At 29.6% G+C, this 24806-nt stretch carries 19 protein-coding genes; 7 read left to right on the top strand and 12 right to left on the bottom strand.

The features are described from left to right. Positions 1-10: 10 nt before the first annotated feature. The 3 genes from GFV00_RS00720 to GFV00_RS00710 form a co-directional block, all read right to left on the bottom strand. Positions 11-826: a MotA/TolQ/ExbB proton channel family protein gene (locus GFV00_RS00720; protein WP_160556710.1), complete on the bottom strand. Its 816-nt coding sequence runs from the start codon at positions 824-826 to the stop codon at positions 11-13. A gap of 210 nt (positions 827-1036) precedes the next feature. Beyond that, positions 1037-1498: a pantetheine-phosphate adenylyltransferase gene (gene coaD / locus GFV00_RS00715; RefSeq protein ID WP_105297745.1), complete on the bottom strand. Its 462-nt coding sequence runs from the start codon at positions 1496-1498 to the stop codon at positions 1037-1039. Between the two features lie 2 nt (positions 1499-1500). Beyond that, positions 1501-2481 (bottom strand): D-alanine--D-alanine ligase, encoded by a 981-nt coding sequence (locus tag GFV00_RS00710; protein WP_160556849.1) that lies wholly within the window; start codon positions 2479-2481, stop codon positions 1501-1503. A gap of 137 nt (positions 2482-2618) precedes the next feature. Here GFV00_RS00710 and GFV00_RS00705 point away from each other — a divergent pair, with 137 nt between their 5' ends. The 5 genes from GFV00_RS00705 to hemN all read left to right on the top strand — a co-directional run bounded on the left by GFV00_RS00705 (position 2619) and on the right by hemN (position 8502). Beyond that, a complete protein-coding gene (locus GFV00_RS00705; RefSeq protein WP_160556711.1) occupies positions 2619-3614 on the top strand; it encodes a PASTA domain-containing protein in 996 nt (331 codons plus the stop codon). A 27-nt stretch (positions 3615-3641) separates the two neighbouring features. Continuing rightward, positions 3642-4685, top strand: coding sequence for an RluA family pseudouridine synthase (locus tag GFV00_RS00700; protein ID WP_160556712.1), 1044 nt, complete (start codon positions 3642-3644; stop codon positions 4683-4685). Between the two features lie 19 nt (positions 4686-4704). After that, positions 4705-6075, top strand: a complete 1371-nt coding sequence (locus tag GFV00_RS00695) for a hypothetical protein (protein ID WP_160556713.1) — start codon at positions 4705-4707, stop codon at positions 6073-6075. Positions 6076-6109: 34 nt separating this feature from the next. After that, positions 6110-6928, top strand: coding sequence for a 3-deoxy-8-phosphooctulonate synthase (gene kdsA, locus GFV00_RS00690; RefSeq protein WP_160556714.1), 819 nt, complete (start codon positions 6110-6112; stop codon positions 6926-6928). Between the two features lie 209 nt (positions 6929-7137). Then, on the top strand, positions 7138-8502 hold the full coding sequence (hemN, locus tag GFV00_RS00685; RefSeq protein WP_160556715.1) for an oxygen-independent coproporphyrinogen III oxidase: 1365 nt from the start codon (positions 7138-7140) through the stop codon (positions 8500-8502). Between the two features lie 538 nt (positions 8503-9040). On the opposite strand, the gene GFV00_RS00680 is transcribed toward hemN, so the two are convergent. The 9 genes from GFV00_RS00680 to bshC all read right to left on the bottom strand — a co-directional run bounded on the left by GFV00_RS00680 (position 9041) and on the right by bshC (position 21246). Continuing rightward, positions 9041-9178 (bottom strand): multidrug transporter, encoded by a 138-nt coding sequence (locus tag GFV00_RS00680; RefSeq protein WP_160556716.1) that lies wholly within the window; start codon positions 9176-9178, stop codon positions 9041-9043. Positions 9179-9515: 337 nt separating this feature from the next. After that, the gene (locus GFV00_RS00675; RefSeq protein WP_160556717.1) at positions 9516-10409 is read right to left on the bottom strand and encodes a hypothetical protein; all 894 of its coding nucleotides are present in this window, start codon (positions 10407-10409) and stop codon (positions 9516-9518) included. Positions 10410-10533: 124 nt separating this feature from the next. Next, positions 10534-13152, bottom strand: coding sequence for a valine--tRNA ligase (locus GFV00_RS00670; protein WP_160556718.1), 2619 nt, complete (start codon positions 13150-13152; stop codon positions 10534-10536). A gap of 193 nt (positions 13153-13345) precedes the next feature. Further along, a complete protein-coding gene (locus GFV00_RS00665) occupies positions 13346-14596 on the bottom strand; it encodes an ABC transporter permease (protein WP_160556719.1) in 1251 nt (416 codons plus the stop codon). A 31-nt stretch (positions 14597-14627) separates the two neighbouring features. Further along, on the bottom strand, positions 14628-15857 hold the full coding sequence (locus GFV00_RS00660; protein ID WP_160556720.1) for an ABC transporter permease: 1230 nt from the start codon (positions 15855-15857) through the stop codon (positions 14628-14630). A 10-nt stretch (positions 15858-15867) separates the two neighbouring features. Beyond that, the gene (locus GFV00_RS00655; RefSeq protein WP_105297756.1) at positions 15868-16563 is read right to left on the bottom strand and encodes an ABC transporter ATP-binding protein; all 696 of its coding nucleotides are present in this window, start codon (positions 16561-16563) and stop codon (positions 15868-15870) included. 370 nt (positions 16564-16933) lie between these two features. Beyond that, complete coding sequence (gene fabD / locus GFV00_RS00650; RefSeq protein ID WP_105297757.1) at positions 16934-17821, bottom strand: ACP S-malonyltransferase; 888 nt, start codon at positions 17819-17821, stop codon at positions 16934-16936. A gap of 56 nt (positions 17822-17877) precedes the next feature. Beyond that, positions 17878-19611, bottom strand: coding sequence for a LysM peptidoglycan-binding domain-containing protein (locus GFV00_RS00645; protein ID WP_160556721.1), 1734 nt, complete (start codon positions 19609-19611; stop codon positions 17878-17880). Between the two features lie 36 nt (positions 19612-19647). Then, the gene (bshC, locus tag GFV00_RS00640; protein WP_160556722.1) at positions 19648-21246 is read right to left on the bottom strand and encodes a bacillithiol biosynthesis cysteine-adding enzyme BshC; all 1599 of its coding nucleotides are present in this window, start codon (positions 21244-21246) and stop codon (positions 19648-19650) included. A 519-nt stretch (positions 21247-21765) separates the two neighbouring features. Here bshC and GFV00_RS00635 point away from each other — a divergent pair. Continuing rightward, positions 21766-23946: a type VI secretion system Vgr family protein gene (locus tag GFV00_RS00635; RefSeq protein ID WP_160556723.1), complete on the top strand. Its 2181-nt coding sequence runs from the start codon at positions 21766-21768 to the stop codon at positions 23944-23946. Continuing rightward, positions 23946-24797 (top strand): hypothetical protein, encoded by an 852-nt coding sequence (locus tag GFV00_RS00630; protein ID WP_160556724.1) that lies wholly within the window; start codon positions 23946-23948, stop codon positions 24795-24797. Before GFV00_RS00635 ends, GFV00_RS00630 begins: the two co-directional genes overlap by 1 nt. Positions 24798-24806: the final 9 nt, after the last annotated feature.

Below are 24806 nucleotides of genomic sequence, written 5' to 3'. Positions count from 1 at the left end.
AGAAACTTAATTAATGGTGAGCAGAAAAAGACTGTTGAATACTTAAACCTATTTCATCAATTTTGAAAGTTAAAGTATCTATTCTTGATGTAAAATAGTTATAAGCAATTATAGCAAGTGCTGAAGTACCAATACCTAATGCAGTATTTACTAAGGCTTCAGATATACCTACTGATAAAGCAGCTGCATCCGGAGACCCACCTCCTTCACCTAATGCAAAGAATGCTTTGATCATACCGATTACGGTTCCCATTAAGGCAACTAATGTACCGATTGATGCTATTGTTGCTAAAATAGTCATATTTTTCTCAAGCATTGGCATTTCCAATGAGGTAGCTTCTTCTAATGTTTTGTTTAATGAAACTAATTTTTGTTCTTTATCTAAAGTTGTATCATTAGCTAATGCTCTATATGAAATTAACCCTTCTTTTACTACATTTCCTATAGAACCTTTTTGTTTATCACATAATGAAATGGCATTATTGATATCGTTTTTATCTAATAATACACGGATATCATTTACAAATTTTGTTAAGCTGTCTGTTCCTTCCGCTTTTCCAATTATAAAAAATCTTTCAATTGAAAATACGATAACCATAAGTAAAAAGGAAATCAAAAAAGGAACAATCACACCCCCTTTATGGATAATACCCATAAATGTTTTAGGGTCGCTATCGGTAGTATCACCTTTAAAATTTGAAGGTGCACCTAGTACAAAGTGATAAATGCATTCTCCTATAGCTATTAAAATAATGATCGTAATAAAAGGATTTAATCCTCCTATTCTAGTCGTTGAATTTGTTTGGGTTAATTGTTGTTTTTCCATCTGATATATAAATTAATTTTTTAACTATTCGTAAAAATATCACGTAAAATAAATACAAAAAAATTAACTAAGCAATAATTTTTATCTAAGTTTTACTAGATATTATTAACATTCTTCCTTCATTAATCGAACTATATTTATTTTAAGAATATTGATTTCACAAAAAATCTTAGCAGCCGTTCTTAGTTATATATTATTTTAATAATAAATTCATATTCTAACTGCTTTTGGCACTAATATTTCATAATCTCCGTTATATCTCATTATTTCTCTTACAATGCTTGAACTTATGAAAGATTTTCCGGATGATGTTAAAAAGAATACGGTTTCTACAGATTTTTTTGCCAATGTGCGATTGGTATGTGCTATTGCTTTTTCAAACTCAAAATCTGCTGGATTTCTAAGACCTCTAATAATATAAGGAGCTTTTCTTTTTGCACAATAATCAATCGTAAGCCCATCAAAAGAGTCAACTTCTACATTAGGAAATATTTTAACTGTCTCACGTATCCATTCCATTCTTTTTTCTAAGGGAAACATATATTGTTTATTGGAATTATTTCCTATGGCAACAATAATTTTATCAAATAATGGGACAGCTCTTTCAATTATATTTGAATGTCCTAAGGTAATTGGATCAAAAGAACCAGGAAATACTGCTACTCTTTCCATGTTTATTTATTTTCAAATCTTTGTAATGCAATTGAAATTTCGTTGTCTAATAATTCCGAAAAATCCAACCCTGCTTGTTTAACTTGTTGTGGAAATATACTGGCCGGTGAGCATCCGGGAGTTGTATTAATTTCTAAAAAATAGGGAGTTCCATTAACTATTATGAAATCTAATCTTGAAAACCCGGTCATATCTAAAGATCTGTATATATGAGCTGCAGCCTCTCTTATTCGTTTATCTTCTTCGTCTGAAAGAGGGGCGGGAGTTATTTCTTCTGATGCTCCCAAATATTTGGCTTCGTAATCAAAAAATTCATTTTTTGAAATTATTTCGGTTGTATTTACTACAACCACTTCTCCTTGATTTTTAAATACTCCTACTTGAACTTCTCTACCTTCTAAATAACTTTCTATCAATACGGCTTTATCTTCTTTAAATGCAAAATCTAAGGCTGTTAAGAAATCTTCCTTTTTTTTCACTTTTGATACTCCTAAACTAGACCCCGACTGATTGGGTTTTACAAAACAAGGCAAACCTACTTCTTCAATAATAGAATCAACATCTATATGATCTCCTTGATTTAAATAAACTGAGTTGGCTACCGATACATTAAATTTCTTAAGCACGGATAAAGTATCTCTTTTGTTAAATGTTAATGCAGAATTATAAAAAGAGCATCCTGAATAGGGAATATTCAGCAATTCCCAATAAGCTTGCATCAATCCGTTTTCACCCGGATTTCCATGTATTGTATTTAACAACACATCAAAATGGATTTTTTTTTCATTTAACTGAAAACTAAAATCTCCTTTATTTATAGGATATGATTGATCATTTATAATGACATTCCATCCGTCTTTTAAAATGGTTATTTTAAAGACAGTATATTTAGATTTATTTATTTGAGAATAAAAATAATCACCGCTTTTTAAAGAAACGTTACTTTCTTCAGAATAGCCTCCCATTACAATTCCGACTGTCATCATAAAATTTCAATTATTATAATAGTAATTAATTATTTATTGTTATTTAGAGTTAGAACGTACAAAATTAAACATATTTTTAACTAATAAACCATAATATTTTTATTATTTATATATTTGCTTTGTAAAATGTAAGTATGAAATTCTTAAAACTGTTAGGATCTTGGCAATTTTGGGTCAGCATTATTCTAGCTATAGTAATATTTTTTGGACTTTTACAAGGAACCTTTCTATGGTTGAATGCTTACACAAATCACGGTGTTCAAGTGGAAGTTCCTAATTTAAATAATTTAACTCTGGATCAAGCAGTAGTTAAGCTTGAAGATAATGACTTGGAATATGAGATTGATACTTCTAAGTATGATCCTAAATATAAATCATATCAAATTTTAGATATATATCCTCTAATAGGTTCGCATGTTAAAAAAGGCAGAAGAATATTTATTCGAGCCAATGCCAAAACATGGAAACCTGTAACAGTACCTAATGTTATCGGAAAATATAAATATTTAGCTTTCAGTCAATTAGACTTAGTCGGATTAAAAGTTACCGATACGATTTATGAACCAAGTTTGGCAACAAATACGGTTCTAAAATTATTATATAAAGGTAAAGAAGTACAACCGGGTTTAACGTTACCCCGTTTTTCTCCTTTAACTATTGTATTGGCAAAAAGCCTTGCCAAAAATGTTTCCGTACCTAATTTTATTGGTTTAAATGAAGAAACAGCCAAGAAACTGATTACAGAAAACCTGTTTTCAATTGGTAATATAACCTATGATGATCCTGCCAAAACAGAAAATAATCATGTTTATTATCAAGTGCCTGCTCCTTTACTTGTTTATGATCAAGGCCAACCCATAGATTTATATCTTAGTAACAAGCCTTTGAGTAGCTTACGTGAAAAAATTAAAGAATTGGATCAAACATTTAACATTCATAAATATTCCGATTCTTTGAACGCTGTTAATTATTCTCATGATTTTAGTAAACCTACTATAAATCATCAAAACATTCCTTCTTCTAACGAAACTACTACTAACAATTCTAATACTCACGAGAATTCGTCTCACCCCATTCAACTTCCTGAAGATAATACTTCGAAAAAACCTAAAAGATTAATATTGGAATAGTATAGTTAGAACAGATTTATAATTTTTATGGAGAAAAAAGATTTATTAGATACTGATCAGAATAATGATGCGGATGAATTATATGAACATTTTAAAATCACTGTAGATAAAGGTCAAGGTTCCGTACGTATTGATAAATATCTTGTAAATTTAATAGAAAATTCTACAAGAAATAAAATTCAAAAGGCTGCTCTTGCCGGTAATGTTTTAGTTAATAATATACCTGTAAAATCTAACTATAAGGTTAAGCCTAATGATATCGTTTCCATTGTTTTAGCACATCCTCCTCGTGATACGAGTATTGTTCCCCAAAATATTCCTATAGATATTATCTATGAAGATGAAGATTTGTTGGTGGTAAATAAGAAAGCCGGCATGGTGGTACATCCCGGATTTGGAAATTTTGAAGGCACCCTAGTTAATGCTTTGGCTTACCATTTTAGTACTCTTCCCTATTTTCAAACAGACTTAGACAAGCGTCCCGGACTAGTTCACAGGATTGATAAAGATACTTCGGGATTATTGGTAATTGCTAAAAATGAATTTGCGATGAATCATTTAGCTAAGCAATTTTTTAATAAGACTACTAAAAGGGTATATAATGCATTAGTTTGGGGTAATTTTGAGGAAGATGAAGGAACTATAAACGGTCATATAGGACGCGATTTGAAAGACCGTATGCAAATGGCTGTTTTCCCTGATGGCTCTCATGGTAAACATGCGGTAACCCATTACAAGGTTTTAGAAAGATTCCGTTATGTAACATTGGTTGAATGTCAACTTGAGACCGGAAGAACTCACCAAATTAGGGCTCACATGAAATACTTAGGGCATATTCTTTTTAATGATGAAAGATACGGAGGTAACATTGTTCTAAAAGGAACTACTTTCACAAAATATAAACAATTTGTTGAAAATTGCTTTCAAGTTCTTCCGCGACAAGCTTTGCATGCTCGTACCTTAGGTTTCGTTCATCCAAGAACAAAAAAAGAAATGTTTTTTGAAACTGAATTACCTGAGGATATGAAACAGGTGATTGAAAAATGGAGAAATTATATTTCCCATAATTAATCTTTATAAACTTTTTAGAATGTATTTATATAAAGAAATTAAAGAAAATTTTCCTTTAAGAACATTTTTATTAATTATAATTATCTGGATTGTTCTGGCTTTACTAAATTATGTGGCTATGCAATCGGGTATTTATACAGGTTTAGGATATTTGTTCCCAATTTCAGTTTTATACCCTTCTCATTTTACTATTACCGGGCCAATATATTTATTAATTTTTTTATGCATTGGATATTATAGTTTTTATAATGCTAGTAAATTTAATGCATTCAGTTGTTACATTTTTTGTACTTTATTAATATTATTCGGAAATTTAGGACAGGGAAATATTCATCTTGCAATGGTTGAATCTTTTTATATTAAAGGATATGAATATTATTCCGATGCAATTTTAATAAATGATTGGAAGTATTGGCTTGATCATTTTAACGAAAATCAACCCAATTTGTTGATCCATACTAAAACTCATCCACCATTTATTACTTTATTTCATTATTTTATTCTATTTCTTTGTAATAATATTCTATTCTTATCAATATGTTTTTCCTTATTATCAACCTTATCATTTATTTTCATAAGAAAAATTCTTTTATTATTTTTAGGTAAAGAGTATTTATATCGTATCAATATTCTAACTTTATTATTTTCCATCATCCCTTCAGTGAATATTTATACAATAGTTTCTGTTGACGGTATAATTTTATCTTTTGCTACTATGTCTTTATGGGGAATAATTAAAACTGCCATAGATAATAAAATTACATTTAAATCCATATTACTTACTTTTGTTGGCTTAGCTGTTATGAGCAGTTTTACTTTTGGATCAACCTTCTTATTAGGTACATTTGGCTTATTCTCTTTTTTTCAACTTTTCAAAAATAAAAGCACTTTAATTTTAAAACTTTTAATAATTACTTGCATTTTATTATTTGTATATTTTGTTGCTTTATACTTTCTATTAAATTATAATCACATAAAAACTTTTCAGATTGCCTCTTATTTAGAAAACAAAAATGGTTTTAGAGGTTTTTACCAACCTAAAGTATATATTAATACAAGAATAGAGGATATATCAGAGGTTTTATTATTTTTATCATTTGGATATGCTGCTGTAATATTGAATGCTAATAGAAAGTATTTAAATATCCTATTATCTCCAAATTCTAATAAAATTAATGTTCAATTATTTTACTCTGCTATCTTCACTTTTTTAGCTATGTTAGTTACGGGTGCATATGCTACCGGTGAAACTGCAAGAGCATGTTTATTTATATACCCTTTTTTCTTAATTATAATCACCAAATGCAATCAAATTACATTAAATATTATTTATTTCCTAGCTCTATTTCAAACATTTGGTATGCAGTTAATAGGTAATTTTCATTGGTAATAAATATATAGTAAATTTGTAAAAAAGATTCCACATGATAAACAGCTTATATTCTATTCCTAAAATAAAAAATACAAATACTAATAATTTTACTTTAATTGCAGGACCTTGTATTATTGAAGGTGAGCAAATGGCTATAGATATTGCCGGAAAAATTATTGAAATAACAGATAAATTAGGTATTCCTTATATTTTTAAAGGTTCTTTTAAAAAAGCAAACCGATCAAGGGTCGACAGCTTCACAACGATTGGAGAGCAAAAATCTTTAGAAATATTAAAAAAAGTTGGTGATACGTTTTCAATACCCACCACTACCGATATTCATGAAAATGAACATGCTCAATGGGCAGCAGAATATGTGGATGTATTACAAATTCCTGCTTTTTTGGTTAGACAAACTGATTTGTTAGTTGCCGCTGCAAAAACCGGTAAGTATATTACCTTAAAAAAAGGTCAATTTTTGTCTCCTGAAGCCATGCAATTTGCCGCTCAAAAAATAAAAGATTCAGGAAATTCCAACTATGCAATTATTGATAGAGGAACTTCTTTTGGATATCATGATTTAATTGTAGATTATAGAGGAATACCTACTATGAGGAACTTTGCTCCTGTAATATTAGATGTTACGCATTCGTTACAACAGCCTAATCAAACAACCGGTGTAACGGGAGGAAGACCCGATATGATTGAAACTATTGCTAAAGCAGGTATCGCCGTTGGTGCTGATGGAATTTTCATTGAAACTCATCCGAATCCTGAAATTGCCCTTTCCGATGGGGCTAATATGTTAAAACTAGATTTACTGGAAAACTTATTGGAAAAATTAGTAAATATAAGAAAAGCTATCAGTTAGTACATTGGTTGAAATGATTTCATTTAATTCAAAATAATCTAAGCGTTTCAAGTTCTTTATTGACTTTTTAATTACTTAATATTTTTATCCAGAGTTTACTATTTTAATAAATCTTTATTGGTTTGATTTATAAACACATAATTCAAAGTAATTGAATTATGTAAGTCATATATTTTGTTATCAATAAATTTGCAGTAACGAAACGAAATATGCAAAATAATACTCTTATACAAAAATATAATGTACCCGGTCCCAGATATACCAGTTATCCTACGGTACCCTATTGGGATGAAAAAAATTTTTCTTCTGAAAAATGGATTCAAACGCTACAAAAATCTTTTTTAGAAAGTAATAAAAGAGAAGGCATTAGCTTGTATATTCACCTTCCTTTTTGTGAAAGTTTATGTACTTTTTGTGCGTGTAATAAGCGTATTACTAAACAGCATAATGTTGAGTTAGTATACATAGAAACTCTTTTAAAAGAATGGCAATTGTATTTAGCTTTACTGCCTGAAAAACCCATTATAAAAGAATTACATTTAGGAGGTGGAACTCCCTCGTTTTTTTCTCCTGAAAATCTAACATATTTATTAGAAAATATTTTCTCAAAAGCAGAAATTCATTCGGATAAAGAATTTAGTTTTGAAGGGCATCCGAATAATACCACCCGTGAACATCTTCAATCCTTATACAATCTCGGATTTAGAAGAGTAAGTTTTGGAGTTCAAGATTACGATCCTAAAGTACAACAAGCGATACACCGTATTCAACCCCTTGAAAACGTTAAAAAAGTAACCGATATAGCTCGAGAAATAGGATATGAAAGTATAAGCCACGATTTAGTCTTTGGGCTGCCTTTTCAAGATTTAAATAAAGTGAAGCACACCATCAAAATGACCGAAGTAATGCAACCCGACAGAATTGCATTTTATTCTTATGCCCATGTTCCGTGGATTAAAGGTGTAGGGCAAAGAGGTTTCAAAGATGAAGATTTGCCAAGCGGTGAGGAAAAAAGAGAATTGTATGAAAAAGGTAAAGAGTTATTGGAAAATATGGGATATTTTGAAATCGGAATGGATCATTTTTCCTTAAAATCAGATTCTTTGTATCAATCCATGCTAAATAGAAAAATACATAGAAATTTTATGGGATATACCTCCTCTTCCACTCAAGTAATGATCGGATTAGGAGTTTCTTCCATTTCAGACAATTGGTATGCTTTTGCTCAAAATGTAAAAACTATAGAAGAATACTACCAAAAAGTTAATAATAAAGAACTTCCTGTTTTTAGAGGGCATATTTTAAGTAAGGAAGATTTATTTATTAGAAGACACATACTGAATTTAATGTGTTTGTTGGAAACCCATTGGGAAGATGGATTTATTCAAAAAAATTATCCTGAAATCATCGAAAGATTACGAGAGTTTGAAGCAGACGGTCTTATAGAATTATCGGAAAATTCTTTAGTTATAAAAGAAAATGGTCGTTCGTTTATTCGTAATATTTGTATGGCTTTTGATCTGAGAATGATGAAAAATGCACCTCAAACCAAATTGTTTTCTATGACAGTTTAAGCTTGAATTTTTTTTGTTTAATTATATCAATAGATTTTTACTGAATTTTTATTGCATTTTATAAATAGTTAATTTACGAAAAATTTATTTTTAAGGCGATCGCTTAACTTATAAATTAAAATTTCATTGATTGAATATAATAAAGTCCAAAACTATAATTATGTAAATAAAATTTGCAAAAAGTATTGTTACATAACAGACCTAATATAAGAAATACTCATTTTTTTATATAATAGTAACAACAACAAAATAACTCACATTAGTAAATGTGAGCTTTAACTGTACTATTACTGGATTTTAAAATTAAAAGGTTATAATATCTGAATATCACTAATTTTTATTTTATCTATTGTTCTGTTATTAAAATTAATGCAAGTTAATTATTAATGAAATTTAAACAATAATCAGATAAAATTAAATAAATAGCTATTGAACTTTTCCCTATTATTACTGAAAACATAAAAATTTTCATTTAATAAATGTGCATGTGTATAATTTATTAATTTAGATAACAACAAAGATAAAGTTTAAATTAACTTTATTTTTTCTTAGTTCTGGGCTTAACCCGATCAGTCTCCCTTACTGTAGTCTTAGGATTTTCTTCAGCATATTTTTTTGTGGTGTAGTGTCCAGTTTCGGCATCTCTGTACCTTACTATTTTTTTTTCTTTAGCCATAGTATTAATTTTTGTGATTTATAAGCAAAGATAAAATAATTTTTAAAAATAAAGTATATATTTTTAATTTTTTATCTTCTCTTACTTCAAAAGTAAAGGTATTTATTTTCACTAAGCATAATATCAGATTCTATTTTTACTATAAAATAAAAAAAATTACAAGGATAAATGCAGATTGAAACATTTATTTTTTTATAAAGTAATAATTTTAAGGATGCTAAATTTGAGCATTAGTAACCTCCTATTTAATCTAAAAGATATAAAATTATGGATTATAAAATGATGTTCAATAAAACTACTACCAATTAAAATTTAGATCAAAAAAATATTACTTAAACTAAAGTTCATCTTTATTGAGAATATAGAGCGTGGGTTTAACATGAAAGAGCGAATAATTCATTTCTTCAGCGGTTATATATATTTTGGAATCTGTTACGGCAATACCTTCTGTTTGACCGATAGCAGCAGTTAAACCGATCAAGGTTTGTTTGGATTTACCATTAAAAAAATTATGATCTTCAAAATCATAAAATTTCCATACATAGGCTGCTTCTTTGGTATATCCTATCAAATATAATGTATCATGGTGTATGTCTGCTCCGGTTATTAAACATTCCGTATTAAAAAATTCTATCTTTTTTGCAATTTTAAATTTTGATTCAGAAGTTAAATCTAATTCGTAGTGAGTAGTATAAAAGTCTCCCCACCGTTTAGTAAATAAATGAAGCTTATTTTTATAATAAATAAATGCTTCGCAATCAAAGTTTGTCTTAAAGTTTCCTTTGTATTCATAATCTCTTTGATCTTCGAACGTAAATTGAAACTGATCGACTATAGTTATTTCTTTTAAATTTGTTGCATTGGTTGGTAAAACTACTTGATATACAGTTAAATCTTTGCGAATGCCTAAATTATTTCCAAAATCACCAATAAAAAGAGTATCTCCTTTACGTGCCAATTCTTCCCAATCAACATTTTTAACTCCTTTGATTTTTATCGTTTCTACTATTTTTCCATCCAGGGTGCTTAATTTATATATTTCGGCTTCTCCTCCGCTGTCGTTACAGGTATATAGGAAATCATTATAAAACTCAAGTGCAGAAGTTTCATTGATTTGAGACGACAATATATATTTTTCGTGATATTCGGATAAGTCTAATATATTTTTCTCTATCTGACCATATAAAACTATTGAAACAAAACAAAAAATAAGTCTAGGTATTTTCATCATACGTTCTCATTATTTAATTGATAGGACTTGTCCTATTTACTTATTAATTCAAATAAATCATTTATAAATGTTTCAATAGTTTTATTTCTTTCTGTAAACTAAAATTTGATAAAAATAGCTAGTCTTATAACTTTTTTAAGCTCTCTTTTAAAATAGTTAATTTTTCCAGTGTATCAGATTGCTTCTTTCTTTCCATTTCGACTACTTTTTGAGGAGCTCCATTCACAAATTTTTCATTAGACAGTTTTGCATTTACGCTTTTTAAAAATCCTTCTAAATAAGCTATATCTTCCAATATTTTTGCTTTTTCTGCTTCTGTATCGATTGTTTGTGTAAAAGGTATGGCAAATTCCAATTTACCAACTAAAAAAGTATAAGATGGCTCATTTTCATTCAATTGATTCTTTATTTGTGAAATATTAGCTAATTTTTTTATGGTAGCAATATTTTCCAATTTATCGGATGATTTAACTATAAGCGTTAACGATTCTTTGGGTGAAAGGCCTTTTTCAGAACGGAAATTTCTAATTCTTGAAATAATTTCTTTGGTTACTTCAAAATTGGATATAATGGATTCATTATATGCGTTTTCAGAGACTGTGGAAGTGATAATAAGACTTTCTTGTATTTCTCTTTTTTTAATTGTTTGCCAAATCTCTTCAGAGATAAATGGCATGAACGGATGCAGCAATTTTAACAGGTCTTCTAAAATCGCTATTGTTTCTATATAAGTTTTTTCATCAATATCTTCACCAAATGGGGGTTTAACAGCTTCTAAATACCAAGAGCAATAGTCGTCCCAAATGAGTTTATAAATATTCATTAAAGCGTCGGAAATTCGATATTTTTCAAAATCTCCATTTATTAAAGTAACTGTTTTAGCTATTTTATTATTTAGCCAAGATATAGCTTCTTTACTTTCAATGGTTTGAGGTTTTGATGAATCTACATTCCAAGATTGTACTAAACGGAAAGAATTCCAAATTTTATTTGAAAAATTTCTCCCTTGTAAACATAAATCTTCATCAAACATAAGATCATTTCCGGCAGACGAACTTAATAATACCCCTACTCGTACACCATCTGCTCCGTATTCTTCAATCAATTTTAAAGGATCCGGAGAATTTCCAAGCTGCTTAGACATTTTCCTTCTTAATTTATCTCGTACAATTCCGGTGAAATAAACGTTAGAAAAAGGTTTTTCATTTCTGAAAGCATATCCTGCCATTACCATTCTGGCAACCCAGAAAAATATAATATCCGGTCCGGTAACTAAATCTTGGGTAGGATAATAATAATTAATTTCCTTATTATCCGGTTCATTGATTCCGTTGAAAACTGAAATAGGCCATAACCAGGAAGAAAACCAGGTATCTAATACGTCTTCTTCTTGTCGTAAGGTTTCGGGTGTGATGGATGAGTTTTTTTCTTGAGCTAACTTTAGAGCCTCTTCTTTTGTTTCTGCAATTACAAAATCATTTTCGCCTTCTCCATAATAATAAGCAGGTATTCTATGTCCCCACCAAAGCTGACGTGAGATATTCCAATCATGAATGTCTTCCAACCAATTTTTGTAAGTAGTAACGAACTTATCCGGATACAGTTTAAGCTCTTCATTTAATACTGCATTAAGAGCCGGTTTAGCAAAATCCTTTATTTTCATAAACCACTGTACTGATATTTTAGGCTCAATAACTGCTCCGGTTCGTTCAGAAGTTCCCACTTTATTTACATAATTTTCTTCTTTTTCAAGAAGATTTTTTTCTTTAAGCTCTTTAGTTATTTCCTTACGAACTATGAATCTGTCTTTTCCTTTATAATGCAATCCATTATCATTTAGTGTTGCATTATCATTAAAAATATCAATGGTAGCTAATTGGTGCTTCTTGCCCAAGTTATAATCATTGACATCATGAGCAGGAGTTATTTTTAAAACTCCCGTTCCAAATTCCATATCTACGTATTCATCCTCAATGACCGGTATTTCTCTGTTACAGATCGGTACTATAACTTTCTTTCCTTTTAAAAATTGATAACGCTCATCATTAGGATTTATACAAAGAGCGGTGTCTCCGAATATAGTTTCCGGCCTTGTGGTAGCTACGATTACATAATGGTCTTCATGAGCTACTTTATACCTCAAAAAATATAGTTTTCCGTTATGTTCTTTATAAATTACTTCTTCATCTGATATATTGGTTTTCGCTTCCGGATCCCAATTAATCATCTTGTTCCCTTTATAAATATATCCTCTATTATAAAGATCCACGAAACATTTAATTACTGAATTATATAGATCGCCGTCAAGGGTAAATTTAGTACGATCCCAATCACAAGAACAACCTAATTTTTTTAATTGTTCTAATATGATACCACCATGTGTGTGAGTCCATTCCCATGCATGTTCTAAAAACTTTTCTCTTCCTATGTCAAATTTACTAATTCCCTGTTCTTTTAGCTTGTTAACTACTTTGGCCTCAGTGGCTATGGAAGCATGATCTGTTCCGGGAACCCAGCAAGCATTATATCCCAACATTCGGGCACGTCTTATTAATACATCCTGAATTGTATTATTAAGCATATGTCCCATGTGTAATACACCGGTTACATTAGGGGGAGGAATTACAATAGTATACGGTTTTTTCTCATTCGGTTCTGAATGAAAAAAGTGGTTATCCATCCAAAATTTATACCATTTATCTTCAACGTTTTTAGGAGAATATTTTGCTGTAATTTCTGACATGTATTGTTATTTTTTGAGAATGACTACAAAGGTAGTATTTTATTAAAATTTTTTAAAAAAATTATATTACTAGATATAAAAATAGGATTTTCAAAATTTGAAAATCCTATTGCATTTGCTTTTGTGTCTTATCACTTATCTGATTTTTTAGATAAAGTCATAATTTCCAAAATTAAACTAATTTATATGACTATTATTCTGTTCGCAAAGCCTCAATCGGTTTTATTTGTACTGCTCTTTGGGCCGGTATAAGTCCAATAAACAAACCTAAACTTACCATTAAAAACAAGGCTGCTAATACATTCCAAATATTTACGGTTGGATTATAGAACGGAAATTTAGGATTGGCATCGCCCATAAATGAACTCATTCCTATTAAAAGTAATACTCCTAATATGAAACCGAGTAGACCGGAAAAGACAGTTAAAAACACACTTTCCATAAGTATTTGTGATCTTATCTCACCCGGTTTAGCTCCTAATGCTCTACGGATACCTATTTCCAAGGTTCTTTCTTTCACTGTTATTAATAAAATATTGGAAATAGCAACTACCCCGGCAAGAATGGTTAATCCTCCCACAAACCAAGTAAGGATTTGCAACCCTTTTAAGAAATTGGTTAATTTTCTAAAGTTCTCAGCAAAATTCCAAGCACCGAAAGCCTTTTCATCTGTAGGAGCTACATCGTATTTTTTTCTTAAAGCTGTTTTGATCTTTTCTTCGACCACATTAACATTGAATTGCGGTTTAATGGAAATTACCATCCAATTTACTTTATTTCCTTGATTGTATATTTTCTGATAGGTATTGAAAGGAATATATACGACATCTTCCTGTAAAAATCCAGAATTTGGATTTCTGTAAACTCCTACTACTTGAAAATAAATTCCGTTAATTTTGATATATTCACCTATAGCATTTTCTTTATTATTGAATAATTGTTCATATACCTCTTTACCGATTATCGCAACCTTTTTTTTCTGAACATCATCTTCTTCATTAAGTAATCTTCCTGTAATCAATTGTTTCTTTTGTACTTTGGATACTGAAGCAAAATCACCAAATACGGTGAAATTTTTACTTTTATTTTTTCTGTTTATAACACTTTGTTCTGAGGAAGCAGCATTTCTAGGTACTACAAAATCAATTTCAGGAACTTGTTTTTTCAAATATTCTACATCATCCAAATGTATGGCTAAGTCCCTTCCTCTTGGGTATCCTTTATAAGGTTCGCCTGTAGATCCTCCCCAAAGAAATATACTGTTGGTTGCATATCCGTCAAATATTTTATAAAAACCATTTTCAGCGCCTTTAGCAGCTCCCAAAAGAAATACATACAAAAACATTCCCCATGCCACACCGATCATTGTTAAAATGGTACGCAACTTATTTTTGCTGAGAGTATGGTAAATTTCAACCCATGTTTCTCTATCTAAAATTTGCATTTGTATAAGATATTAAATTTCAATAAATAGTTTAATCTGAACTTAAGGCTTCTATAGGTTTTATTTTTGCAGCTTTTCTTGCCGGAATAAATCCTGCTACCGTACCAAATGTTATTAAGGATACCGTTGCAAAAATTAATAATTCTTTACTTACCGAAGGATCTACTATAAGATAGGTGGAAAGGTTATTACCTATAAAATAAAGAGCTAGACTACCTAAAATAACACCCGATATTCCGGAAATAACTGTAATGAAAATAGATTCTTGCAATATAAGCCATACAATACTGAATGGTTTTGCTCCTAAGGCTTTTCTAATTCCTATTTCTTTTGTCCTTTCTTTTACAATATAAACCATAATATTACTAATACCGATAATTCCGGCCATAATGGTACCAAATCCTATAAACATAACCAAAGAAGAAATCACTGTGAAAAACGAGTAGGTATCTTCCATATTTTGGGCTCGGTTTCGAATAACCAAACCGGTTTTATCTGTGGGTGAAATTTTAAGTTTGGAGCGTAAAGTTCTTTCAATCTCATCTCCTAATTTAACAGCTACGCTAGGTTTCATGTCCGATAGATAAGCCACATCTATCTGGCTTACATGATCTGTACTTTTTTTGAGACTTTGTAAAGTGGATATAGGGATGTATATTATTCTTTCATCATTATCCCCTCCTTCATCGTAAAATATACCAACCACTTTATAATTGATTCCGCCTATATTTATATATTTACCTAAGGCTTTTTCATTTTTAAAAATATCTTTTTCTACCAATCGGCCTATAACGGCAAATTTAGTTTTGTTTATTATATCTGATTGATTTAAAAAACGTCCTGATGTAATAATGGCTTTTTCAATATATTGCTTATCCGGATAAGTTGCTTGAACTGTATAGATTCCTGAGGATGTTCTGTAAGAAACATTTTCAGGCTGTGTGATGGTTGCCGTTTTAAATTCTAAATTTTCATTAAATTCTTTTTTTACGAGTTCAAGATCTTCATTTTTAAGGGTAACATCCCTGTTTTGTTGTAAACCTAAATATGCTTCGGTTGTTTTTCCCGGAATAATATTAATTGTACTGGAGGAATCCAATATGAAGGCTTGTGAAAAGCCATTTTTTAAACCATTTCCAAAACCGAAAAGTATAATGAAGATAAATAATCCTAATGATATTGTAAAACCCGAAAGAAAAGTTCTTAATTTATTTTGCTTGATGGAATAAAATATTTCCTGCCAGCGATCTATATTAAACATAGTTAATAAATTATACTAAAACTTCTTGATTAATAAATTCATCCCTTTCAATTATACCATCTTTTAAATGAACTACCCTTTTGCATTGTTTCGCCACATCGGGTTCATGTGTAACTATTAAAATAGTTTTTCCTTCGTTATTAATTTTTTGTAAAAATTTTATTACGTCATAAGTGGTTTGACTGTCAAGCGCTCCTGTAGGTTCATCGGCTAAAATAACTTTAGGATGTGTTACTAATGCGCGAGCAATTGCCACCCTTTGTTTTTGTCCACCCGACAATTCATTAGGCATATGATCTGCTCTATCATCCAATCCTACCCTTTTTAAATATTCCATGGCCCTGGAATTTCTTTGAGAACGTTTTACTTTTTGATAATATAAAGGAAGTGCGACATTTTCCATAGCATTTTTAAAGCTTATCAAGTTAAAGGACTGGAAAACAAAGCCTAAAAATTTATTTCTGTAATCTGCTGCTTTTGATTCGCTTAAATCTTTTTCAATTTTAACCCCATCTAATAGATATTCTCCTTCGTCAGCATAATCCAATATTCCAAGAATATTTAATAAGGTAGATTTACCTGATCCGGAAGATCCCATAATAGCAACCATTTCTCCTTCTCCTATTTCCAGATTAATTCCTTTTAATACATGTAATTTATTATGACCTATGTCATAATACTTATGTATGTTTTTCAATGAAATCATGTCGTTTGCAATTGTAGTTACTAATTTGTATAATTTAACTACTAAATGTTACAGATTACCGCAAAATCGAAACAGTTTATTTAATATATGTTTAACATTCTATATAAACTAAAAATGATAGATAAATTAAATTAAATGTTTAATTATAGCTTTTACTAAAGCAAATTAATTATATCCGTATAAACCTCTAATGAATTTTTGTTTAATCTATTTTAAAAATTTTTATAAACATAAATTCTAAATGGTGATATTATATAAAGATTTAAAATCTTTTTGTTTAAAAAAGTTAAAGATTTATCGTTAAAAAATATTCGTCATAAAAAAAGAGATCTTATATAAGATCTCTTCTTTATATTCTATTAAATTTTTTTTAGTTGGAAAGTGAGGAAACTTCAACGGAACTGTCAATTTTTTTAATTAATCCTTGTAAAACCTTTCCGGGACCGGTTTCTGTAAATACCGAACAATTATCCTGTATCATATTACGAATTATTTTTGTCCAGTTTACCGGAGAGGTCAATTGTTTAATAAGATTTTCTTTTATCTCCTCAATATTGGTAACTGCTTTACTGGTATAATTCTGATATATTGGGACACTAGGTGTATTAAATTTAGTTTTAAGAATAACTTCTTCTAATCTTTTTTCGGCACTTTTCATAAGTGGTGAATGGAAAGCCCCGCTAACAGGCAGCAAAATTGCTCTTTTAGCCCCTTTTTCTTTTAAAGTTTCACAAGCTTGTTTAACTGCCTCTGTATGACCTGATATAACCAATTGCCCCGGACAATTATAATTTGCCGGAACTACAATATTATTTTCAGAGGATATCTCCTGACATACCTTTTCGACAGTTTCATCATCTAAACCTATAACCGCTGCCATCGAAGAAGGATTTTCTTCACAAGCTTCTTGCATCGCCAAGGCTCTTTCGTAAACTAATTTTAAACCGTTATCAAAAGACAGGACTCCATTTCCAACTAATGCAGAAAATTCTCCTAAGGAATGCCCTGCTACCATTTCAATTCGGGCATTTTCATTAACTTTAGCAGAAGCTATGGAATAGATAAAAATTGCAGGTTGTGTTACTTTTGTTTGTTTTAGTTGTTCTTCGGTTCCCTTAAACATGATATCAATGATATTAAACCCTAATATATCATTAGCAGAGTTCATCATTTCTTTAATATCAGCTCTGCTCTCATATATTTCTTTTCCCATGCCTGGGAACTGAGAACCCTGTCCGGGAAATACTAATGAATTCATTAATTTTTTTTAATATTAAGTATTTTATTGTTAAATGTAATTTTGTTTGTTCTAAGTTATTTTAATAATTGAATAATTCTAGCTTCTTGATTAACCCAAGCTCCATTTTTATTTATTCTTCTAAAAGAATATTTATTGCTGACTTGTTTACTTTCAGCTTTCATAATTGCGTTAGATAAATTCCCTTTTTCATCAACACGATTTAAAATATCATATGTTACATCAAAACCGGTAATAGCGTATTTATCCGGCATATGACAATATTTGTTCTTATATAAATTCATCATTTTTTGTTCATTAAAACCAAATTCATTCACATAATTAGTATCTAAATATAACAATCCGAAATTTATAAGTTTTTCTTCATATTTTTTATTATCAAATAAAGAAGAGTAAAATAAAGAAATAGGTTGTACTTGATTAGTTTCAAAACTAGTGATCGTATCCAAATATTTATTTATTACCGGATCTTGATTTGAAATTAATAGGGCATAAATTTTATTATATTCTTCAGTAACTAAATTCTGATCCGGTTTAATATCTTCTGCATTTTTAGTTAAAATTACTTCCGCATTAATTTTTCTATCTTTAATTAATGATTGAATAAATTGAGCCGTTTTAAAATGTTCCTCATCATATACTATATATATTTTCTCGTTGGAATATTTTTTTAACATTTCTTCAGTTACTTTCTCAGCTAATATTTGATCTTTTGTATTATATAAAATTAAATTTTCGTGTTTATCTAGGTCGTCGCTGGAAGAAAATGGAGAAATTATCGGAATTTTTTTAATTTTATCTGCTAGAGTCAATAAGTTCGATTTAAATAAAGGTCCTATTATAAGATTGGTATTCGAAAAATCAAAGGTATTAACAATTTCTCTGAATTTATTATCATTACTTGTGTCAAATATCTTTACATGAATTCTTTTTCCTCTATTGGTCAAAGAATCCAGTGCAAGTTTAACACCTGAATAAAATTGGGTTGCTATACGCCTTTCCGCATTAACGGTCGATTCTCCGGTATGGAAAGGTAAAAATAAAACCACATTTACTCCGTCTTTTCTAAATTCACTATCGGCTTGACTTGATGATTGATCTTTAGCATAATTCTGTAAATCATTTTCAGGTAATTTATTTTTACTTAAGATATCTGACTCTTTATCATTCTGATTTTCAATATTTTCTTTTTTATTAGTTTCTATTGGATCATCTTTTACCGAAGTTAACTCTTTTTTATCTTTTATGTTGATTTCTTCTTTTGAATCTGAATTATTTATTTTTAACTCTTCCTGATCCTGTTTATCTTCATTATAAACATGATTATAAGAATTTGAATTTTCCAATGAGGAATTGGCAGGAATTTTTAGAATTTCACCAATCTTGGGACCGTTCTTATCCATAGCCGGATTGAGAGCTTTTATGCTTTTAATTGTTGTATTATACTTTTTGCTTAATCCGTACAACGTTTGTTTAGGCTCAACGGTAATATAAAAATAATCTAAATTTTGTGAATTTTCTATATTTTGTATGTTATTAACAGTGTTGGACGTTAAATATTCTTTCGCTTTAGGTAAAGCTATTTTATCCGGTATAATAAGAATTTCCCCTATCTGAAGCGTACGGCTATTTAATTGAGGATTTACTTTTTTTAAATCATCAATGGAAACATTGTATTTTTTACTTAACCCATAAAGCGTTTCTTTCGCCATAACAGTATGTTTTTGCTGTTGCGAAAGCATCAAGGAACTTATAAATAATAATAGCAGCGTATTAAATTGCTTTTTCATTTCTAAATAACTTTGTTGCAAATGTAATTAAATTATTTATTTCCCTTTTTCTAAATTAAATACTGTTACAATATTTTGAAATTCATTGATTTCATTATATATTCGAGCTAAAAATTCAGATCCCATTGTGGCATAATAAAATGAAAAATTATAGACTCTTTCCTGCCAACTACCTTCAGGAAATAATTCTTCATATAATTTTTCAAAATTGTAAACAATTTCTTTATGTTTTAATCTATTTGCTTTATAAAAACGTTTGTTTATTTTTTCCAACCCATTGAGCTGCTTTTTCTTTTGAGCCATAATCATATTTTCCCAACTAGGATCTGTATTAGCAGATTCTTTCATTAAATCATCGAAAATATCTTTTAAACGATTTTCGTACTTTGCAAAATCAAATATATAGGATGAATTTTGCGTTACTAGGTTATTAATAGTTTGTTCTTTAGGAAGAAATAAATGATTGATATTCAAAGAAAGTCTTTTCATTCTTTTTTCTTGATTGTCATTAATCAATAAAAAGGAATTTCTTGGTACCAATATAGGAAAAGGAATATTTTGTTCAGAAAAATAATCTTTAAGTTCCATCCAATATGCAATTTCTGCATTTCCACCAATATAGGCAACGTTAGGCAATATGACTTCCTGATATACCGGTCTCATTAATGCATTGGGACTAAAATTTTCGGGATGTTTATCTATTTCTTCCAGTATTTCAACTTCACTAAAATTTTTACAGCTTCCTAAAATATAATATTTACCATTGGTTTCATCTATACGGTTTCTTTCTTTATTTTTATGATAAAAAAAATTAATTTTTCTCGGATTTACTTGTATTTTATAATGATTCGATTTTAATTTTTCGATTGTTTTTGAAATGATTCTAAATGATTTTTTTTCCTTGATATCATCTTTAATAAAAGGTATAAACAATTTTTTTAAAGATTCTGTATTTCCATCTATAAACAATAGACCATATTCTTTAAACAATTCATGAACTAAAATTCGAGTGGCATCTGAAAGTTTATCCGCTGTATAATAGGATTTTTCAATAATCTTTCTTAAATCTTTTCCAAAAGGATAATATTTCAATTCTTCATAAAAATCGGATAGGACAGTTTTTAATCCACCGGTTGAAATTTCACCTACATAATCATGATGTTTCTCATTCCAACTTATAAATTCCCTATTAAAATTAAAATGATTTATTTCCTCAAAATCATGATCTTCCGTAGCCATCCAGAAAATTGGAATAAATTTAAATTCCTCTTGTCTTTCATTCATCGTATCACATAATTTTATTACCTGTAAAATTTTATAGATAAAATATAACGGACCGGTCATTAAATTTAGTTGATGACCGGTTGTGATAGTTATTGAATTCGCTAAACTAAGATTTTTTAGATTGATTGTTTGCTTTTCAGACAATTGTAAATTTTTTAGCTGTCTTTGCAATTCATCAACTAACTTTTCCCTGTGTTTATAATTGGTAATTTTTTCTCTAGCCTGTAGAAGTAAAGATTCAGGCGATAAATTTCTTCCATAAAGAGATGCTGTTTTTTCCTCCTTAGTTACATAATCTTTAATTAATTGAGAAATTCCGGGAATATCGGCAATGTTAATCTGATTTTTCACAATTCAAATTTACAATAAATTTTGTCAGATAAAAACTACTCTTTTGTATCTAAATAGTAATGACAAAGATTTAGTTTTTAAACTTATTTATTTACTATAAATAAAATAATTGTGCCAAATAGTTATAATAACAATAGTAACGTATATTAATTATTAACTTAACATTTTTAAATAAAATACAGCTTTATTAATAAAATTAAATCCTATGTTTACGTTGATTCTAAATTAAAGAATCGTATTTACTCTTAAAAACTACATCTCCAATATATTACATTAAAAGTTATTATTTCATCTATGTAATATTTATAGTGTAGATATTAATAAAAAATTCAAAACTCATAAATCGACTCTATTATTTAATTTTATTAGCTTTTATAGATATATATTTATTATTTTATGTATTTATTTAAGATATTTTTTAATATTTAATTATTAATAAATAAATAAAATCATTATATTTACTCCATATTTTATATAAATATTAGTTTTTATTTTTTAACTTAATTAAATTACAATCCCATGAATCCTTTGGATAAAAAGAATTCGGTGAATATTAACACTAAAGATTTGACTAAAAATATAGTTGATTCTTCCAAAATTACCGATAAGGTAAATCAAAAAATTAATTCTTTTACAGCTCCTGTTTCCGATCATTCGGATAAGCTTGATATGCTTAAAAAAAATATAGTTGCCGGTAGTGATAGATCCATTAAACTTGAAGATGCCATTAAACCTCCCGATTGTTTTAGTGTAACTCCTCCGGATGCTCTGGAAAAGAAAATTAAAGATATGGCTTCTAATTTTTTTGCTAAATATGGAGGGGATTTAGCTTCTCAACTTAAAAATTCTCATATTGTTTATGCAGCTATTTCTATTGATGGTAACGAAGTATTACGAGACAGTCATTTTACTCTTACGCTAAACCAAAAAATGGCGGACCATGACCATTTTGAAATTTCTTGTTATGCAGAGGCTTTCGGTGACAGGGATTCTTATCCGATGACCAATTCTCGTGAGCTTTTAGGTAAGAAAATTTCTATTCAACTCAAACAATACGGACAAACCGCTTATATTTTTTCAGGTATTGTTACCGAGCTTTCCAATAAAAAGGTGGATGGTTATAATAAGCTTTTTATCAAGGGCCATGCTCCTACTATTTTATTGGAAAACGGGCTGGATTGCCAAAGTTTTGAAAATCAAAGTTTGGATGCTATTATTCAACAGGCTACTTCAGAATATCAATCGGATTTGCTCAGCTGGGACTTACGTCCTATGTTAAAAGATCCTCTACTTTATACGGTACAATACCGTGAATCGGATTGGGAGTTTATTAAACGTTTGGCTACAAGGTATGGGGAATGGCTCTATTATAACGGGCAACAAATTGTTTTTGGAGGAGCGGGAGGTAAAACCGTGGAATTGGTGGAAGAAAAAGATGTCTACAGTTATGAGCTGAAAATGAGATTAGTTCCTCAAAAATTCAGCTATGTTGGTTATGATGCGAAAAGGGCTCAAAACCATACGGTAGACTCTGACAGTATTCCTCCTAAATGGAGTATTGTTAATCCTTTTCAACAACATGCTATCACCGCTTCGGAAAAAATATACGCTAAGGTGCCTTTGTCCTTATACAATCAATCTTTATTGGAAAAAGGTTCTATTGAGGTAACCCAAGCCGTGGAAAGGCAAAAGCTCAGACGTCAGCATGTACTGTTTTTAGAAGCTAAGACCAATAATCCTAATTTAAGATTGGGAGATATTGTTAAGCTTAAAGGCTGGATGCCTAAGAGCGGACTTTTTAAAGACGGGGAAGTTCCTTTGGAACGATATAAAATTATAGAAATCACGCATTCTCAAGATATTACCGAAGGGTATTATAATGAATTGGTGGGCGTACCTATGGACAATATGGTTCCTGAATATATGGATGAAGATGCAATTCCTTTGTGTGAAGAGCAATCGGCTACGGTTACGGATAATAACGACCCGGAAGGAATGTCTCGAATTCGGGTACAGTTTCCTTGGCAAAAGCCTTTTAACGGTATGACACCCTGGATTCGTTCAATTACCCCGTATGCAGGAAAAGGCAAAGGAATGCATGTAGTGCCTGAGATAGGGGAAGAAGTAATCGTAAGTTTTGAGAACGGAAATGCAGAAAAGCCGGTAAGCTTAGGGGCGATGTTTAATGGAGGAGGTAAATCCGGACACGGGGGAGCAGGTAATTATATGAAAGGTTTGCAAACAGTAAAAGGAAATAAATTATTATTGAATGATAAAGATGGAAGTACCTTATTGACCGATACTCCCGGTTCTGTAAGTATGAATTTTGATGGTAGTGGAAATTCTTCCATAGGCGCTTCCTCTACGCAAGTCATTACGATTGGAGGAAATGAAGAAGTTCCTGATGGAAATGCAAAACTTAAAATGGATAATAACGGTAATATTAATATATCCTGTAATACAAAAATAGAATTTAAAACAGGTAGTAGTTCCATAATTATGGATAAAGATGGAAATATAAATATTAAAGGTAAAAAAATTAAAATTATAGGAAGCGATGATACAGAAATTGGAAAAGAAAAAGCTGAACCTGGTATAAAAATAAATAATGATATTACCATAAAATCTCAAATATTTAAAAGTTCATCAAAAGGTCCAACACAAATAAATGGAGTAGAAGTTGAAATTAATAAAGTTTAATGGAATCAATAATCTTACAACAAAATAATTGGGAAAATAGGAAATATCATTTAATAAGAGAAGAAAAAAATCAATTTAATGCTTTGAAAAATGAAAATCATATAGAGTCATTAATTGAAGTTGAACCCTTAAGATCTTTAGCTAATAAAGAAAAACTATTTAGAATAAAGATGAATTATTACTATCAAAGTAATATAAAAGGAATGTACAAATGGGTGAAGTTGTTACATTCCTTAAAGGAAAACCTTATTATAAGTACAGATGATAATGGAATGATAGCACAAGTAAAAAACATAGATCAAGTAAGAAAACGGTGGAACAAAATCAAAAATCGAATATATGAAGAACAAAAAAAAGAGACAAAATACGCTTTAGCTATGATAAAAGGAATCCAAAAAATAGTAGATGATGCCCAATATTTTGCACGAAATCTAAAATTTACCTATCCTTACCTATATTTATTTCCCCCACTTTATAATAAAACATTATTCGATACCGAAAAGACTTTAGGCTATAGAGAACTACCTCATTTGCTAAACGTAAAAGAAGTCCCTATCATCACAAATGAATATATAAAAGAATTCATAAATGAACACAATCCGGAACAAAACAAAATAATTATTGAAGCAAAAGGAGAGATAGATAAAGATAATTTCGAACAAGATAAATTAACAGAGCTTATAAAAATAGTAAAAAACCGCCCAAGGGTACCGACTATTGCAAAATTAAATTATATGGAAAGATACCTTTACAGCTTTAACTGTCAGTTATCGCAGGGAATGTGTATGAGTTTGTTTGAAGTTACCGGTTCAATCTACCGCGAAGAAAAAACACTTTTACGACAAGTTTGAATAAAAATA

Source organism: Apibacter sp. B3935 (assembly GCF_009827705.1).
In the GTDB taxonomy this organism is placed as follows: Bacteria; Bacteroidota; Bacteroidia; order Flavobacteriales; family Weeksellaceae; genus Apibacter.
Note: the sequence above shows the minus strand (reverse complement) of the source record. Positions and strands in the feature narration are given on the sequence as shown.

Coding starts and splice junctions, on each gene's coding strand:
- GFV00_RS00720 (WP_160556710.1), bottom strand. CDS start 826: ATGGAAAAACAACAATTAACCCAAACAAATTCAACGACTAGAATAGGA.
- coaD (WP_105297745.1), bottom strand. CDS start 1,498: ATGGAAAGAGTAGCAGTATTTCCTGGTTCTTTTGATCCAATTACCTTA.
- GFV00_RS00710 (WP_160556849.1), bottom strand. CDS start 2,481: ATGACAGTCGGAATTGTAATGGGAGGCTATTCTGAAGAAAGTAACGTT.
- GFV00_RS00705 (WP_160556711.1), top strand. CDS start 2,619: ATGAAATTCTTAAAACTGTTAGGATCTTGGCAATTTTGGGTCAGCATT.
- GFV00_RS00700 (WP_160556712.1), top strand. CDS start 3,642: ATGGAGAAAAAAGATTTATTAGATACTGATCAGAATAATGATGCGGAT.
- GFV00_RS00695 (WP_160556713.1), top strand. CDS start 4,705: ATGTATTTATATAAAGAAATTAAAGAAAATTTTCCTTTAAGAACATTT.
- kdsA (WP_160556714.1), top strand. CDS start 6,110: ATGATAAACAGCTTATATTCTATTCCTAAAATAAAAAATACAAATACT.
- hemN (WP_160556715.1), top strand. CDS start 7,138: ATGCAAAATAATACTCTTATACAAAAATATAATGTACCCGGTCCCAGA.
- GFV00_RS00680 (WP_160556716.1), bottom strand. CDS start 9,178: ATGGCTAAAGAAAAAAAAATAGTAAGGTACAGAGATGCCGAAACTGGA.
- GFV00_RS00675 (WP_160556717.1), bottom strand. CDS start 10,409: ATGATGAAAATACCTAGACTTATTTTTTGTTTTGTTTCAATAGTTTTA.
- GFV00_RS00670 (WP_160556718.1), bottom strand. CDS start 13,152: ATGTCAGAAATTACAGCAAAATATTCTCCTAAAAACGTTGAAGATAAA.
- GFV00_RS00665 (WP_160556719.1), bottom strand. CDS start 14,596: ATGCAAATTTTAGATAGAGAAACATGGGTTGAAATTTACCATACTCTC.
- GFV00_RS00660 (WP_160556720.1), bottom strand. CDS start 15,857: ATGTTTAATATAGATCGCTGGCAGGAAATATTTTATTCCATCAAGCAA.
- GFV00_RS00655 (WP_105297756.1), bottom strand. CDS start 16,563: ATGATTTCATTGAAAAACATACATAAGTATTATGACATAGGTCATAAT.
- fabD (WP_105297757.1), bottom strand. CDS start 17,821: ATGAATTCATTAGTATTTCCCGGACAGGGTTCTCAGTTCCCAGGCATG.
- GFV00_RS00645 (WP_160556721.1), bottom strand. CDS start 19,611: ATGAAAAAGCAATTTAATACGCTGCTATTATTATTTATAAGTTCCTTG.
- GFV00_RS00635 (WP_160556723.1), top strand. CDS start 21,766: ATGAATCCTTTGGATAAAAAGAATTCGGTGAATATTAACACTAAAGAT.
- GFV00_RS00630 (WP_160556724.1), top strand. CDS start 23,946: ATGGAATCAATAATCTTACAACAAAATAATTGGGAAAATAGGAAATAT.